Genomic DNA, 15,834 nt, shown 5'->3' on the forward strand with positions numbered 1-15,834 from the left:
GGCATGACGCGTGGCGGACGCGACAAGCAGAGGGATGAGCCGGAGCGGCGCTGCATCGCCACCGGTGGCACCGGGTCGAAATCCGGGCTGATCCGGTTTGTCGTCGGGCCTGATGCGCAGGTTGTGCCGGATCTTCTGGAACGGCTTCCGGGCCGGGGGATCTGGGTCACGGCCGACCGTGCCGCGCTGGAAAAGGCGGTGAAGAAGGGCCTGTTCGCCCGTGCCGCGCGTCAGCCGGTGCAGGCGGGCCCCGATCTCGTCGCGGAAGTCGAGGCTGCATTGGCCCGCCGGCTGGGCGAGCTTATCTCACTTGCCCGCAAGGGCGGTGCGGCCGTGGCGGGGTTCGAGAAGGTCAAGGACTGGCTGGTGAAGGATCAGGCCGAGGTGCTGATCCAGGCCAGCGACGGGTCGGAACGTGGCAAGACGAAGCTCCGCCCGCCAGAACCCCGCGAATCCGGGGATACGACGTTTATTGGGTGCCTGACTGCCGCCGAATTGGGTTTGGCATTTGGGCGCGAACATGTGATACATGCCGCGCTTGCGGCTGGTGGACTCACGGCGCGTGTTGTAGAGGAGGCCGCAAGGCTCTCGGGCATCCGTGGGCAGTTCGGCGGCAGGGCCGTCGGGAAGGATACGAAAGACGCATGAGCGATACAGACGGTAAGAAGCCCCTTGGGCTGCGTGGCGGAAACTCCGGTCAGGTGAAGCAAAGCTTCAGCCACGGCCGGACCAAGAGTGTTGTGGTTGAAACGAAGCGCAAGCGCGTCGTCGTGCCGAAGCCCGGCGCGGCCGGCGGTTCGGGCACGACATCAGCCCCGCATCTTGGCGACCCCTCCAAGCGCCCGGCGGGAATCTCTGACGCCGAGATGGAGCGCCGCCTGCGCGCGGTTCAGGCGGCGAAGGCCCGCGAGGCCGAAGACGCCGCCCGCCGCGAGCGGGAAGAGCGCGAGCGCGAGGAAGAACGCCAGCGCCGTCGCGACGAGATCGAGGCGCGCGAACGCGAAGAGCGCGAGCGCGAGGAGCGTGCCCGGCTGAAGGCCGAGGAAGAAGAGCGCGAGAAGGCTGCCGAGGCCGAGCGTGGCCGCCGTGCGGCCGAAAAGAAGAAGATCGCGGATGCCCCGGCAGCAACGCCGGAAGCCCCCGCTGCGGAACGCGCAATGCCCAAGGCGGCATCTGGTCCGCGCAAGGTCGAGCGTGAGCGCGAGGCCGATCGCGACAGCCGCGGCAAGGGCAAGGGGGGCGACGACAGCCGCCGTGCCGGCAAGCTGACGCTGAACGAGGCACTTTCCGGCGAAGGGGGCCGCCAGCGCAGCCTCGCCGCGATGAAGCGCAAGCAGGAACGCGCCCGCCAGAAGGCGATGGGCGCGAACCAGTCGCGCGAAAAGCAGGTGCGCGACGTGCAGCTGCCCGAAACCATCGTGGTTCAGGAACTCGCGAACCGGATGGCCGAACGTGTGGCGGATGTGGTCAAGGCGCTCATGAAGATGGGTGTCATGGCGACCATGAACCAGACGATCGACGCAGACACGGCCGAGCTTCTGATCGAGGAATTCGGCCATCGCGCCCTCCGCGTGTCGGATGCCGATGTGGAGCAGGTGATCGATTCGGTCGAGGATGCGCCCGAAGATCTGGTCTCGCGTCCGCCGATCATCACGATCATGGGTCACGTGGACCACGGCAAAACCTCGCTTCTGGATGCGATTCGCAAGACCAGCGTCGTATCCGGGGAAGCCGGCGGCATCACCCAGCACATCGGCGCCTATCAGGTGAAAACCGACAGCGGGGCAGTGCTGACCTTCCTTGACACGCCGGGCCACGCCGCCTTCACCTCGATGCGGGCGCGTGGGGCGCAGGTGACGGATATCGTCGTGCTTGTGGTTGCGGCCGATGATGCTGTGATGCCGCAGACAATCGAGGCGATCAACCACGCCAAGGCAGCAAAAGTGCCGATGATTGTCGCGATCAACAAATGCGACAAGCCGTCGGCGCAACCCGACAAGGTGCGGACCGACCTTCTTCAGCACGAGATCGTGGTCGAGAAGATGTCGGGCGATGTTCAGGACGTCGAAGTTTCGGCGCTGACCGGCAAGGGCCTGGACGAGCTGCTTGAGGCGATCGCGCTGCAGGCAGAGATTCTGGAACTCAAGGCCAACCCGAAGCGGGCGGCGATGGGGGCGGTGATCGAGGCGAAGCTCGACGTCGGCCGCGGGCCGGTGGCCACGGTCCTGGTGCAGCACGGCACGCTCAAGCAAGGCGATATCTTCGTTGTGGGCGAACAGTGGGGCAAGGTTCGCGCGCTGATCAACGACAAGGGCGACCGCGTGAAGGAGGCGGGCCCCTCGGTTCCGGTCGAGGTTCTGGGCCTGAACGGCACGCCGGAAGCCGGTGACGTGCTGAACGTGGTCGAAACCGAAGCCCAGGCCCGCGAGATCGCCCATTATCGCGAACAGGCCGCCAAGGATCGCCGGGCGGCTGCGGGCGCGGCAACCACCCTGGAACAGCTGATGGCCAAGGCCAAGGCGGACCAGAGCGTTGCGGAACTGCCGGTGGTTCTCAAGGCCGATGTTCAGGGTTCGGCCGAAGCGATCGTGCAGGCGCTTGAAAAGGTCGGCAATGACGAGGTCCGGGTACGGGTGCTGCATTACGGTGTGGGCGCGATTACCGAATCGGACATCGGCCTTGCCGAAGCGTCAGGCGCGCCGGTGATCGGCTTCAACGTCCGGGCCAATGCGCCGGCGCGAAACAGCGCCAACCAGAAGGGGGTCGAGATCCGTTACTACTCGGTCATCTACGATCTGGTGGACGACGTGAAGGCGGCGGCTTCGGGCCTGCTTTCGGCCGAGATCCGCGAAAAGTTCATCGGCTACGCCGAGATCCGCGAGGTCTTCAAGGTCACGGGCGTCGGCAAGGTGGCGGGCTGCCTTGTGACGGAAGGCGTGGCGCGCCGGTCTGCGGGCGTGCGCCTGCTGCGCGACAACGTCGTGGTCCACGAGGGCACGCTGAAGACGCTCAAGCGCTTCAAGGACGAGGTGAAGGAAGTCCAGTCTGGGCAGGAATGCGGCATGGCCTTCGAGGCTTATGACGATATCCGGCCGGGCGACATCATCGAGATCTTCGAGCGCGAAGAGGTCGAGCGCAAGCTCAGCTGATCAAGAAAGAGCCGGGGCAGCGATGCCCCGGCTGACTCCATACGGTGATCTGGCAGTGAATGGACAGCTGCGCGCGCCGGGCGCGAGGCCCCATGCGTCGGGAGATCAGGCGGCGCTGCGCTTCCCGCTGGATACGGGCGTTCCGACGAACGTCTTCTCGCCCACACGTACCGCAAGCTTCCCGTTGGGGAGCTGACGCACAAACGTTCCTTGAACCGAGATGTAGCTACCGATGCTGATCGTCCGGATCATGATTCGAGCCTCCGCGAATACCATGATCTGAATGTAAGCCGCACAGACTTAAAAAAACATTATTCTTCCGGGCAATCGGATCTCTTTTACGCACGTATTTTGACACTTTTGATAAAAAGTATGTATTACGTTACGTCACTTTGAGTTTGGTGTGGACGCCGCCGGCGGCATCTCGCCGCGGTTCCGGGGCCCGCGCCTCCTGATTCCGGACATGACGCGGGTGCGGCCGGCATCAGGTGCAACGGGATCAGAGGGATGTTCGACTGCGGCCGTCGATGCTTGAGCGCGCGAAGGAACACCCGCTCTGAGGCCAGCGCGCCTCGCCCCTCGGATCCGCATCGCGAAGAACGGACGCCGCCGGAGCCTTCTTGATGCCGGGACGCCGCCGCGACGGAGGGGCGCGCGCGATCCTTGGGGGCACGACCGAAATGTCTGATGGCTGTGTCGCGCGGCCACCCAGCCGAAGCCCATGCCGCCGGATGCACCCACTGCGCCGGCCACGAAGCGCGCACAGGAAGCCGGTGTCAGCCGTCCTGCTTTCCCCTGTCGGGAGGGAGAGACCGAGCGGCGCGCTTCGCGGCCGTCACCCGGTCAGAGCCAGTCGCGCAGGATCGGGATCAGCGGAAGATCCGCCGGCGGCATCGGATAGTCGCGCAGCCGCGCGGCCCGCACCCAGGCGAGGCTTTGGCCTTCGCGGGAACTCGGCGTGCCCTGCCACTTGCGGCAGGCGAAGACCGGCATCAGCAGGTGAAAGCCGGGATAGGAATGGCTTGCGAAGGTCAGCGGCGCGAGACAGCTTGACCAGGTCTCGATGCCCAGTTCTTCGTGCAATTCGCGCACCAGGGCAGCTTCGGGTGTCTCGCCCGCCTCGATCTTGCCGCCCGGAAACTCCCACAGCCCGGCCATGTCCTTGCCTTCGGGGCGTTGCGCCAGAAGCACACGACCGTCCGCATCGATCAGCGCGACGGCCGCAACCAGAACCAGCTTCATGAGCGGTAGTCAGCGTTGATGTCGATATAGCGATGGGTCAGGTCGCAGGTCCAGACGGTCGCAGATCCCTTGCCAAGGCCCAGATCGACGCCGATCACGATGTCTTGCCCTTTCATGTAGGCTGCGGCCTGTTCCTCGCTGTAGTCGGGCGCGCGCCAGCCATTCTCGGCCAGGGTGAGATCCCCGAAGCGGATGCTCAGACGGTCGCGGTCGGCGGCGGCCCCTGATTTTCCGACTGCCATCACGATGCGGCCCCAGTTGGGATCTTCGCCAGCGATGGCCGTCTTGACCAGCGGCGAGTTGGCGATCGCCATTGCCACGCGTCGTGCATCCGCATCATCGGCTGCGGCGGTCACGCGCACCTCGACAAACTTGGTTGCGCCTTCGCCATCGCGGACCACCTGCTGTGCGAGGTCCAGCATCACGCTGCGCAGGCCACGCTCGAAGGCGCGGGCCGACTTGCTGCGCAGATTGGTGATTGCGGGTGCCTCGGCCTGGCCTGTGGCCGCCACCAGAAGCGCATCGGAGGTAGATGTGTCGCTGTCCACCGTGATGCAGTTGAAGGTCTGATCCGTCAGCCGGGAGACCATCTTCTGCAGCGGGCCGGGCGCAATTGCGGCATCGGTGAAGATATAGACCAGCATCGTCGCCATGTCGGGGGCAATCATGCCCGAACCTTTGGCAATGCCGGCAATCCGCACCGTCCCGCCCTCGACCGCGACCTCGGCCGCTGCGCCCTTGGGGAAGGTATCGGTCGTCATGATGGCACGTGCGGCCATCTCGGCGCCGTCCTCCCGCAGATCCGCCGCAAGCGCCTCAAGACAGGCCGTGATACGCTCGTGGGGCAGCGGCTCGCCGATCACACCGGTCGAGGAGGAAAAGACCCGGCCCTGCGGCACGCCGGTAACGCGTGCCACTTCGGAAGTGATGCGGTCCACGGCCTCTTGGCCGTTCGCGCCGGTGAAGGCGTTCGCATTTCCGGAATTGACCAGAATCGCCGCGCCTTCGGAAAGCCCTTCACCCGCCGCCAGCTTGGCCTGGCAATCGAGGACCGAGGCCGCCCGGGTCGCCGAGCGGGTGAAGGCCCCGGCGACAGAGGTTCCGGGGGCCAGGCGAACCAGCATCACATCCTTGCGGTTGCGATAGCGGACCCCTGCTTCGGCCGCGGCAAAGGACACTCCCTTGATGATCGGCAGCGCCGGAAAGGCAGAAGGCGCCAGAGGTGAGACAAGCGGTTTGGCCGGCGCGGGGGCGGTTGCCTGCGCAGCCAGTTTCCTGACCTCCTTGCGAAGCGACTTGACCTCGGACTTCAGGCCGGACTTGCCGGCCTTGTCCTTCTTGCTGTCCTTCTTGCCGTCTTTCTTGGCCATGTCGCCCTCTGCGATCTGCGATGTCAGTCAAGCAACATCTGATTGCGAAGCACGCCCGGGTCAATCCCCTCGGGATTGCGGGTGATCTCGGCGTTCGCAGTCAATTCGGCGATCCGCGCCTCGATGGCTTCGCGCTGCAGTTCTGCCGCCAGTTCGCCCCGCACATCGTCCAGGGCAGGGGCTTCGGCCATCCGGGTTTCGTTCAGCCGCACCAGATGCCAGCCGAACTGCGTCTGAACGGGGTCCGACACTTCGCCGACCTCAAGCTGCGTCACCGCATCCTCGAAGGGCTGCACCATCATGCCGGGGCCGAACCAGCCAAGGGCCCCGCCGCCCTGGGCGGCCCCGTCACGGGAATGCTCGCGGGCAAGCTCTGCAAAATCGGCGCCGCCGTCGATCTCGGACTTGAGCGCCCGCGCCTCTTCCTCGGTTTCGACAAGGATATGTGCGGCATTGTATTCGCGTGTCGGTTCGGCTTCTGCGAACAGGCGGTCATAGGCCTGTTGCAGCGCCTCGTCGCTGACGGCGGCATCGGCGGCTTCCGACAGGACGGTGCTGGCGATATAGGCGCGACGCTCGTTCTCGATCGCGATCTGGTCGCGGCGGCTCAGGTTGCCCTCAAGCGTCTGTGCCAGCGCGGTCTGCTGGATCAGCTGATCAAGGATTCCCTCGAAAAGAACCTCGTCAGGCAGTGCCTGATACTGTTCCGGAAGCTGTTCGCGCAGGACGATCATTTCACCCAGCGTGATTTCAGTGCCGTTCACGGTCGCAACGACCGTCTCTGCGTCCTGGGCAAGCGCCGGGACCGCCAGCGCAAGGCCAAGCGCGCTTCCCAGCCAGAATCCTGCCAGTTTCGCCATGATGAACACTCCTGCTTTTGGCCCTTGACGGGCCGTGACGTTGACACTCTGCCGGCGGCCCCTTACATCGCCCAAGGGCCTTTGAAACGTCGGGCCGCCCCAGATTTCCTGCAGTTCTATGGCGGGCCGGGCGAAGCGGCAAGGCAAAGCGCCACACGATCCTGTCAAACGCCACGCGGAGAAAACATGCTGGGTCTCGGAACAATCGCCAAAAAGGTCTTTGGCACGCCGAATGATCGCAAGGTCAAATCGACCCGGCCGCTGGTCGAACGGATCAACGCGCTGGAGCCCGAGTTCAAGGCGCTGTCCGACGAGGGGCTCAAGCAGAAAACCGCCGAGCTGAAGGACCGTGTCGCCAAGGGCGAAACGCTGGACGACATCCTGCCGGAAGCCTTTGCGAACTGCCGCGAAGGGGCACGGCGGGCCCTGGGGCTGCGGGCCTTCGACGTGCAGCTGATGGGCGGGATCTTCCTGCATCAGGGCAATATCGCCGAAATGAAGACGGGCGAGGGCAAGACGCTGGTGGCCACCTTCCCGGCCTATCTGAACGCGCTGGCCGGCAAGGGCGTGCATGTCGTCACGGTGAACGACTACCTTGCCAAGCGCGACGCCGAATGGATGGGCAAGGTCTATGCCCAGCTCGGCATGACCACGGGTGTGGTCTATCCCTATCAGCCCGAGCCCGAGAAGCGCGCCGCCTACCGCGCCGATATCACCTATGCCACGAACAACGAACTCGGCTTCGATTATCTGCGCGACAACATGAAATCCTCGCTCGAGGATATGGCGCAGCGCGGCCATTTCTTTGCCATCGTCGACGAGGTGGACAGTATCCTGATCGACGAGGCGCGGACGCCGCTGATCATTTCGGGCCCCTCGCAGGACCGTTCCGAGCTTTACGTCAAGATCAACGCGATCATCCCCGAAGTGACCGAGGAGCATTTCACCCTCGATGAAAAGACCCGCAACGTCACCTATACCGACGAGGGCAACGATTTCATCGAGCAGCGCCTGCGCGCTGCCGGCCTTCTGCCCGAGGGTCAGTCGCTTTACGATCCCGAAAGCACCACCCTGGTGCATCACGTGACGCAGGGTCTGCGGGCGCACAAGCTGTTCCTGAAGGACAAGGAGTATATCGTCCGCGATGGCGAGGTCGTGCTGATCGACGAATTCACCGGCCGGATGATGCGGGGCCGCCGCCTCTCGGACGGTCTGCATCAGGCGATCGAGGCGAAAGAGGGCGTGCAGATCCAGCCCGAGAACGTGACGCTGGCCTCGGTGACCTTCCAGAACTACTTCCGCCTTTATGAAAAGCTGGGCGGCATGACCGGCACCGCCACGACCGAAGCAGACGAGTTCATGGAGATCTACAAGCTGGGCGTCGTGGAAGTGCCCACCAACCGCCCGATCCAGCGGATCGACGAACACGATCAGGTCTATCGCACCGCCCGCGAAAAGTTCGACGGCATCGTTGCCGCCATCAAGGAGGCGAACGCCAAGGGCCAGCCGATCCTTGTCGGCACCACTTCGATCGAGAAGTCGGAATTCCTGTCGGAGCTTCTGAAGAAGGAGGGCATCCCGCACAACGTCCTCAACGCCCGCCAGCACGAGCAGGAGGCCCAGATCGTGGCCGACGCCGGTCGCCTGGGTGCCGTCACCATCGCCACCAACATGGCAGGCCGCGGCACCGACATCCAGCTTGGCGGCAACGTGGAAATGAAGGTGATGCAGGCGTTGGCCGAGACGCCGGATGTCCATCCCGACGAGCTTCGCGCCCGGATCGAGGCCGAGGTGGCCGAAGAAAAGCAGCGGGTGCTGGAGGCGGGCGGGCTTTACGTTCTTGCCACCGAGCGGCACGAAAGCCGAAGGATCGACAACCAGTTGCGCGGCCGTTCGGGCCGGCAGGGCGATCCGGGGCGGTCGTCGTTCTTCCTGTCGCTGGAAGATGACCTGATGCGCATCTTCGGCTCGGACCGGCTGGACAAGGTTCTGTCGACGCTGGGGATGAAGGAAGGCGAAGCGATCGTTCATCCCTGGGTCAACAAGTCGCTGGAGAAGGCTCAGGCCAAGGTCGAGGCGCGCAACTTCGACATCCGCAAGCAGCTGCTTAAGTTCGACGACGTGATGAACGACCAGCGCAAGGTCGTCTTTGGTCAGCGGCTGGAGATCATGCAGGCCGAGGATCTGTCCGAGATCGCGCAGGACATGCGCCATCAGGTGATCGATGATCTGGTGGATGAATTCCTGCCGCCCAAGTCCTATGCCGACCAGTGGAATGTCGAGGGGCTTTATGCGGCGGCGCTGGACAAGCTGGGCCTTGATCTGCCGATCATCGGCTGGGCCGAGGAAGAAGGCGTGGATCAGGACGAGGTGCGCGAGCGGCTTTACAAGGCCTCGGACGAGATGATGGCCGACAAGGCCGCCAAGTTCGGCCCGGAAACCATGCGCAACATCGAAAAGCAGCTTCTGCTGCAGACGATCGATGGCAAGTGGCGCGAACATCTGCTGACGCTGGAGCATCTGCGGTCGGTGGTCGGCTTCCGCGGTTACGCGCAGCGCGACCCGCTGAACGAATACAAGACCGAAGCCTTCACGCTGTTCGAGAACATGCTCAACAGCCTGCGCCTTGAGGTGACGCAGAAACTTGCGCAGATCCGTCCGCTCAGCAAGGAAGAGCAGGAGACGATGCTGCGTCAGATCGCGGCGCAACAGGCCGCCCTTGCGCGCGCCGCCGAAGCGCCCGAGGCCCCGGGGCATCAGCCGCTTGTCGCGGGTTTCGATGAAGACGACCCTGCGACATGGGGCGAACCCGGGCGCAACGATCCCTGCCCCTGCGGCTCGGGGCAGAAGTTCAAGCACTGCCACGGACGCTTTGCCTGAGCTGCGTTCTCTGTCACAATCGGGGTGCAGTGCCCCGGGCAGGAGACAGGAATGCGTGCGGTGATCTTTGCGGCGGGGCTTCTTGGATCCTCGACGGTTCTCTGGGCAGACTGCCCGGCCAGCCTGGTGCTGGAGCCTGCGCCCGATGGCATGATCGCGCTGGATCTGCACTGGCCCTGCCGCGCGGGCGAACGGGCCGTGGTGACCCATGAGGGGCTTACCTTCGCTGGTCTGCTGGATGAGGAGGGGGTCTTGTCACTTGACGTGCCAGCCCTCGGAACAGGGGCTGTTGGCGTCCTGATGCCGGATGGTGCGCGGCTGTTGACGGAGGTGGACACGCCCGTTGAGTCTTTCAACGCCGAATGGTTCGTCCTGCAATGGCAAGGTGGGGACGATCTGCGCCTTGAGGCCGAGGGCGTGGCGCCACTGCTGCTGGGCGATGCAGACGCTCCCTGGCCGATGCTTGCCGCGGTAGTGCCGATTCCGTCGGGCGATCCCGATCTGCGGGCGGTTGCCCCGGTCACCCGGACGACCTGCGGCACCGAGGTTCTGGCCGAGACGGTGCAGGTGCGCGACGGCGTTCTTCTGCGCCGCGATCTGACCATCGCGATGCCGGGGTGCGACGCGATCGGCCAAGGCGTGGTGGTGCCGGGGCTTCTGGACAGGCCGCGGCTGAACTAGAGATAGCCCATCGACCGGAAGCTGAGTTCGCGCGCCTTGCCGATGATCAGATGGTCGTGCAGGGCAAGCCCAAGCGCCTGCGCCGCGTCCTGGATCTGCATCGTCATGGTAATATCGGCCTCGGATGGAGTCGGATCGCCGGAAGGGTGGTTATGCACCAGGATCAGTGCCGAGGCGTTCAGTTCCAGCGCGCGCTTCACCACCTCGCGCGGATAGACCGGCACATGGTCCACCGTGCCCCGTGCCTGTTCCTCATCCGCGATCAGGGTGTTCTTGCGGTCGAGGTAAAGCACGCGGAACTGCTCGGTTTCACGGTGCGCCATGGCGGTGCGACAGTAATCCAGAAGCGCGTCCCAGCTCGACAGGATCGGACGATGCATGACCTTCGCGCGCGCAAGCCGGTGGGCTGCGGCCTCGACGATCTTGAGTTCCAGCACGACCGCTTCACCGACGCCGTTCACATCCAGCAACCTGTGTGGGGGGGCCGAAACCACGCGGTTGAAATCGCCGAAAACGTCAAGCAGCCTGCGCGCCAGTGGCTTGACGTCGTGACGCGGAATGGCGCGGAACAGGACCAGCTCCAGAAGCTCGTAATCCGGCATCGCCTGTGCGCCACCTTCCAGAAAGCGGGTGCGGAGCCGCTTCCGGTGATCGCGGATATACGAGGGCAGCTTGCCCTCGGGGCTGATGACAACCGCCTCATCCGCTTCGAACAGCGGCATGGGGGATTCATGGAATGCGCGAATCTGGGTCATGCGCCCAGACTCGCAAATCAGAGTAAACGAAGTGTTAAGGCGTTCAGCCCTTCATCCCGTCCCAGAAGCTGCGCACCTTGGAAAAGAACGACGATCCTTCGGGGTTGTTGTCCTCGCTGAGCTTCTCGAACTCGCGCAGCAGTTCTTTCTGGCGGGCCGTCAGGTTCACGGGCGTTTCCACCGCAAGCTCGATCAGCATGTCGCCCTGGCCGGCGCCCCGCAGGGCCGGCATGCCCTTGCCGCGCAGGCGCATCTGCTTGCCGGTCTGGCTACCCACCGGCACCTTCACACGGCTGCGACCACCGTCGATCGTCGGCACCTCGATATCGCCCCCAAGGGCGGCGGTCGTCATGCTGACCGGTACCCGGCAATAGAGGTTCACGCCGTCGCGCTGGAATAGAGGGTGTTCCCGCACGTCGATAAAGATGTAAAGATCGCCCGATGGCCCGCCGCGCAACCCGGCCTCGCCTTCGCCCGAGAGCCGGATCCGGGTGCCGGTTTCGACGCCGGCCGGGATGTTGACCGACAGGGCGCGCTCTTTCTCGATACGGCCGGCACCGCCGCAGGCCTTGCAGGGGTTCTTGATGATCTGACCAAGGCCCCCACATGTGGGGCAGGTCCGTTCAACAGTAAAGAAGCCCTGCTGCGCCCGCACTTTGCCCATGCCCGAACAGGTGGGGCAGGTGACCGGTTCGGCGCCGCCTTCTGCGCCGGTGCCGTTGCAGGCATCGCAGCTGGTCGAGGCGGGAACGGTGATCGTTTTCTGAACGCCACCATAGGCTTCCTCCAGCGTCACGCGGAGATTGTACCGCAGGTCCGAACCCCGCGCCGCGCGCTGTCGCCCGCCGCCTGCCCGCTGGCCGCCCATGAAATCGCCGAAAAGATCCTCGAACACGTCCGAAAAGGCCGAAGCAAAATCGCCCTGGCCCTGAGCATAGGCGCCGCGGCCGCGCTGGCCGCCGCCGCCCATGCCTCCGTCGAAGGCGGCATGTCCGAAACGGTCATAGGCGGCCTTGCGCTCGGCGTCCTTCAGCACGTCATAGGCTTCGTTCACTTCCTTGAACTGGGCCTCGGCGTTGGGATTGTCGGCGTTGCGGTCTGGGTGAAATTCCTTCGCCTTCTGGCGATAGGCTTTCTTGATCTCGTCCGGAGAGGCACCGCGCGCAACCCCGAGCACTTCGTAGAAATCACGTTTTGCCATGGCTGGCCCTTCCCGGGAACGCAGGGGCCGGCCTGTCAGCAGGCCGGCCCCCCTGGTTCAATCCGCTGTCACGAACGTTTCTTGTCTTCGCCGAGATCCTCGAAATCGGCATCGACAATGTCTTCGTCCACGCCCCGGGGCGCTTCCTCGTCGGTGGCCTCGCCAGCGTCGGCCTGCGCCTTGTAGATCGCTTCGCCCAGCCGCATCGCAGCTTCGGTCAGGTTGTGGATCGCGCCCTTGATCTTGCCGGCGTCGTCCTTCTCGAGCGTTTCTTCCAGCGCGCCGATGGCAAGCTCGATCGCCTCGATCGTCGAAGGATCAACCTTGTCGCCATGCTCTTCCATCGACTTGCGGGTCGAGTGGATCAGGCTTTCGGCCTGGTTGCGGGTTTCCACCAGTTCGCGGCGCTGCTTGTCAGCCTCGGCATTGGCCTCGGCGTCGCGGACCATCTTCTCGATATCCTCGTCCGACAGGCCGCCGGAGGCCTGGATGGTGATGTTCTGCGACTTGCCGGTGCCCTTGTCCTTGGCCGAAACCGAGACAATGCCGTTGGCGTCGATGTCGAAGGTCACCTCGATCTGCGGCATGCCACGGGGGGCCGGCGGGATATCCTCGAGGTTGAACTGGCCAAGCAGCTTGTTGTCCGCCGCCATTTCCCGTTCGCCCTGGAAGACGCGGATCGTCACCGCGTTCTGGTTGTCCTCGGCGGTCGAGAAGACCTGGCTCTTCTTGGTGGGGATCGTCGTGTTGCGGTCGATCAGCCGGGTGAAAACGCCGCCCAGCGTTTCGATGCCCAGGCTCAGCGGCGTCACGTCCAGCAGCACCACGTCCTTCACATCGCCCTGCAGCACGCCGGCCTGGATGGCCGCGCCCAGTGCCACGACTTCGTCCGGGTTGACGCCCTTGTGGGGCTCCTTGCCGAAGAACTTGGTGACCTCTTCGATCACCTTGGGCATCCGGGTCATACCGCCGACCAGAACCACCTCGTCAATATCGCCTTTCGACAGGCCAGCATCCTTCAGCGCGGCCTCGCAGGGCTTGAGCGAGCGCTTGATGAGATCTGCCACCAGCGATTCCAGCTTGGCGCGGGTCAGTTTCATGACCATGTGCAGCGGCTGGCCGGTGTTCTTGTCCATCGAGATGAACGGCTGGTTGATCTCGGTCTGCTGGCTGGACGACAGCTCGATCTTGGCTTTCTCGGCGGCTTCCTTCAGCCGCTGCAGCGCCATCTTGTCAAGCGTGAGGTCGACGCCGTGCTCTTTCTTGAACTCGTCGGCCAGGTAGCTGACGATGCGCATGTCGAAGTCCTCGCCGCCCAGGAAGGTGTCGCCATTGGTCGATTTGACCTCGAACAGGCCGTCGTCGATTTCCAGGATGGTGATGTCGAAGGTGCCGCCGCCAAGGTCATAGACCGCGATGGTCCGGCTGTCCTTCTTGTCGAGCCCATAGGCCAGCGCCGCGGCCGTGGGTTCGTTGATGATGCGCAGCACTTCAAGCCCTGCGATCTTGCCCGCGTCCTTGGTGGCCTGCCGCTGTGCGTCGTTGAAATATGCGGGAACCGTGATGACCGCCTGCGTCACGGTTTCACCCAGATAGCTTTCGGCGGTTTCCTTCATCTTCTGCAGGATGAAGGCCGAGATCTGGCTGGGCGAGTATTTTTCGCCGCGCACTTCGACCCAGGCATCGCCGTTGCCGCCATTCACAATGGCATAGGGCGTGTTCTTCTTGTCCTTCGCAAGATCCGCATCATCGAACCGGCGGCCGATGAGACGCTTGACAGCGAAAATGGTGTTGGTGGGGTTGGTCACTGCCTGCCGTTTGGCCGGCTGGCCGACCAGACGTTCGGTGTCGGTGAACCCGACGATCGACGGGGTCGTGCGTGCACCTTCCGAGTTCTCGATGACCCGCGGCTGCGCCCCGTCCATGATGGCAACGCAGGAGTTCGTGGTCCCAAGGTCGATCCCGATGACTTTGGCCATGATATGCTACCTCTTCTTTCGGCGATTACGTGGAAAGCAGACCCGAGTTGCGGCTTCTGCCCTCCGATCCCATTTTTGGCCGGGGTGGCCCCCGATCCGGCTTCAGGGGGTATATAGGCAGGGGGTTTGGGGGCTGCAAGCGTCACGCGCCTGTGATTTGGGGAAGAGTTCCATGAAAAATGAACAGAATTGCAACAGGCCCGGCAGACCGGATGAGCAAGCCCCGGATGGCCCCGCAACCGGCCCGCTGCGAGGCCCGGCACTGCATCTGCGGGGCGTGGCTGTCTGGCCCGGGTTTCTGTCGCCAGCCGAACAGGCCGACCTTGTCGCCGATCTGAGGGGCATTGCGCGGCAGGCGCCCTTTGCATCCCAGGTGACGCCGGGGGGCAGGCCGATGTCGGTGCGCATGACGGCAGCCGGGCAGTTCGGCTGGATCTCGGGCCGTGGCTTTCAGGGCTATGCGGCGCAGCAGCCGGATGGCCGCCCGTGGCCGCCAATTCCGGCGCGCGTTCTTGCGATCTGGGATGCGGTGTCAGGCTCGGCCCGCGCGCCGGAAAGCCTTCTGGTCAACTTCTACGGCGAAGGCGCGCGCATGGGGCTGCATCAGGACCGGGACGAGGCCGATTTCTCCTGCCCGGTGGTTTCGATCTCGCTTGGAGACGACGGGTTGTTCCGGGTCGGCAACCGTGAACGCGGCGGCCGCACCGAAAGCCTCTGGCTGCGCTCGGGCGATGTCGTGGTGCTGGGTGGCGAAAGCCGCCTTGTGCATCACGGGGTGGACCGCATCCGCTTTCGGTCCTCGGCCCTCTTGCCGCAGGGCGGCCGTATCAACCTTACGCTTCGGATCGTGACCTGATCAGGGAAAGATCAGGACCGGAACAGGGCAGGTCCGCATCAGGTCAAGCGTGGTCGAGCCGATGAACAGTTGCCGCAGCCGCGAGTGCCCGCTTTTGCCCAGGACCAGAAGGTCTGCCCCCGTTTCCCGCACCGCCCGGGCAATGGCCTCTTCCGGGTGGCCCTGCACAAGATGTTCCTCCACCGCATAGCCCGCCTTGCGCAAAGCGGCTGCCGCAGCGGACAGGCGGTCGCGGGTTGCGGGGGTGGCATCGCCCACCGTCAGGATATGGCAGCGCGTGCCGCGCGGTACCGAGCCCTCCGCAAGCCGCTCGACCGCGCGTTGGGCGCTGGGGCCTGCATCGAAGGCCAGAAGGAAGCTCTCGATCGGGCGGAAGCTGCGCGATACCACCAGCACGGGCCGGTTTGCCATCCGCACCAGCCGGTCGAGATTCGAGCCAAGGTGCATCTTCTCGAAATCTGCCGCCTCGCCGCGCTTGCCGATGATCGCGAATCGGGTCTCGGGTTCCAGTTCGTGCACCGCGTCGCTCAGATCGCCACTGCGCAGCCGGGTGCTGACCTCGATGCCGTCCCCGATCCGTGCCCGGGCATCATCCAGAAGGGCGCGGCCACGTTCGCGGGCAAGTGCCGCGCGTTCTTCGTCAAGGCGGGCCAGTTTCTCCATCAGGTCGGATCGTGCGCCCAGGGACAGGTTGCCGCTCAGATCCGCGGGCTGGCTTGACGCGTCGCTGCGTCGCCCAAGCACATGCACCAGCGCGACCGGCATGTTCAGGCGCGACGCCGCCCAGACGGCATGGTCGCAGACGCTTTCGGCATAGGATGATCCGTCGATGAAGGCGGTGATCTTCTGCATGATCGTCTC

Annotated in this window: 13 protein-coding genes; 5 read left to right on the top strand and 8 right to left on the bottom strand. The window is 64.6% G+C overall.

Annotated elements, in window-relative coordinates; translation table 11 throughout:
• Positions 1-3: 3 nt before the first annotated feature.
• Together ACFQXB_RS00640 and infB are read left to right on the top strand one after the other, a co-directional pair.
• Positions 4-648, top strand: a complete 645-nt coding sequence (locus tag ACFQXB_RS00640; RefSeq protein WP_377397553.1) for an RNA-binding protein — start codon at positions 4-6, stop codon at positions 646-648.
• Positions 645-3,149: a translation initiation factor IF-2 gene (infB, locus tag ACFQXB_RS00645; RefSeq protein WP_377397557.1), complete on the top strand. Its 2,505-nt coding sequence runs from the start codon at positions 645-647 to the stop codon at positions 3,147-3,149. Before ACFQXB_RS00640 ends, infB begins: the two co-directional genes overlap by 4 nt.
• Positions 3,150-3,254: 105 nt before the next feature.
• Here infB and ACFQXB_RS00650 read toward each other — a convergent pair whose 3' ends face one another.
• The 4 genes from ACFQXB_RS00650 to ACFQXB_RS00665 all read right to left on the bottom strand — a co-directional run bounded on the left by ACFQXB_RS00650 (position 3,255) and on the right by ACFQXB_RS00665 (position 6,621).
• Positions 3,255-3,401 carry a hypothetical protein gene (locus ACFQXB_RS00650; RefSeq protein ID WP_377397560.1) on the bottom strand — a complete coding sequence of 49 codons (147 nt, stop codon included), beginning with the start codon at positions 3,399-3,401 and terminating at the stop codon, positions 3,255-3,257.
• A 591-nt stretch (positions 3,402-3,992) separates the two neighbouring features.
• Entirely contained in the window at positions 3,993-4,391 is a 399-nt protein-coding gene (gene mutT, locus ACFQXB_RS00655; RefSeq protein ID WP_377397563.1) for an 8-oxo-dGTP diphosphatase MutT, read from the bottom strand.
• Positions 4,388-5,761 (bottom strand): bifunctional glutamate N-acetyltransferase/amino-acid acetyltransferase ArgJ, encoded by a 1,374-nt coding sequence (gene argJ / locus ACFQXB_RS00660; protein WP_377397566.1) that lies wholly within the window; start codon positions 5,759-5,761, stop codon positions 4,388-4,390. The genes mutT and argJ overlap by 4 nt, the downstream gene beginning before the upstream one ends.
• A 23-nt stretch (positions 5,762-5,784) precedes the next feature.
• On the bottom strand, positions 5,785-6,621 hold the full coding sequence (locus ACFQXB_RS00665) for a peptidylprolyl isomerase (protein WP_377397569.1): 837 nt from the start codon (positions 6,619-6,621) through the stop codon (positions 5,785-5,787).
• A gap of 186 nt (positions 6,622-6,807) precedes the next feature.
• On the opposite strand from ACFQXB_RS00665, the gene secA reads away from it, so the two are divergent.
• Positions 6,808-9,501, top strand: coding sequence for a preprotein translocase subunit SecA (gene secA / locus ACFQXB_RS00670; protein ID WP_377397572.1), 2,694 nt, complete (start codon positions 6,808-6,810; stop codon positions 9,499-9,501).
• 51 nt (positions 9,502-9,552) lie between these two features.
• Positions 9,553-10,182 (top strand): hypothetical protein, encoded by a 630-nt coding sequence (locus ACFQXB_RS00675; protein ID WP_377397575.1) that lies wholly within the window; start codon positions 9,553-9,555, stop codon positions 10,180-10,182.
• On the opposite strand, the gene radC is transcribed toward ACFQXB_RS00675, so the two are convergent.
• From radC to dnaK, 3 genes are all read right to left on the bottom strand, one after another.
• A complete protein-coding gene (gene radC, locus ACFQXB_RS00680; RefSeq protein ID WP_377397578.1) occupies positions 10,179-10,937 on the bottom strand; it encodes a RadC family protein in 759 nt (252 codons plus the stop codon). The two genes, ACFQXB_RS00675 and radC, sit on opposite strands and share 4 nt — an antisense overlap.
• A 43-nt stretch (positions 10,938-10,980) precedes the next feature.
• Positions 10,981-12,138 carry a molecular chaperone DnaJ gene (gene dnaJ / locus ACFQXB_RS00685; RefSeq protein ID WP_377397581.1) on the bottom strand — a complete coding sequence of 386 codons (1,158 nt, stop codon included), beginning with the start codon at positions 12,136-12,138 and terminating at the stop codon, positions 10,981-10,983.
• A 68-nt stretch (positions 12,139-12,206) separates the two neighbouring features.
• On the bottom strand, positions 12,207-14,117 hold the full coding sequence (dnaK, locus tag ACFQXB_RS00690; RefSeq protein WP_377397583.1) for a molecular chaperone DnaK: 1,911 nt from the start codon (positions 14,115-14,117) through the stop codon (positions 12,207-12,209).
• 172 nt (positions 14,118-14,289) lie between these two features.
• On the opposite strand from dnaK, the gene ACFQXB_RS00695 reads away from it, so the two are divergent.
• Positions 14,290-14,973, top strand: coding sequence for an alpha-ketoglutarate-dependent dioxygenase AlkB family protein (locus ACFQXB_RS00695; protein ID WP_377397586.1), 684 nt, complete (start codon positions 14,290-14,292; stop codon positions 14,971-14,973).
• Here ACFQXB_RS00695 and ACFQXB_RS00700 read toward each other — a convergent pair whose 3' ends face one another.
• Positions 14,974-15,825 carry a universal stress protein gene (locus tag ACFQXB_RS00700; protein ID WP_377397589.1) on the bottom strand — a complete coding sequence of 284 codons (852 nt, stop codon included), beginning with the start codon at positions 15,823-15,825 and terminating at the stop codon, positions 14,974-14,976.
• Between the last annotated feature and the right edge of the window lie 9 nt (positions 15,826-15,834).

It is taken from the genome of Halodurantibacterium daqingense (assembly GCF_042666235.1).
GTDB lineage: Bacteria > Pseudomonadota > Alphaproteobacteria > Rhodobacterales > Rhodobacteraceae > Halodurantibacterium > Halodurantibacterium daqingensis.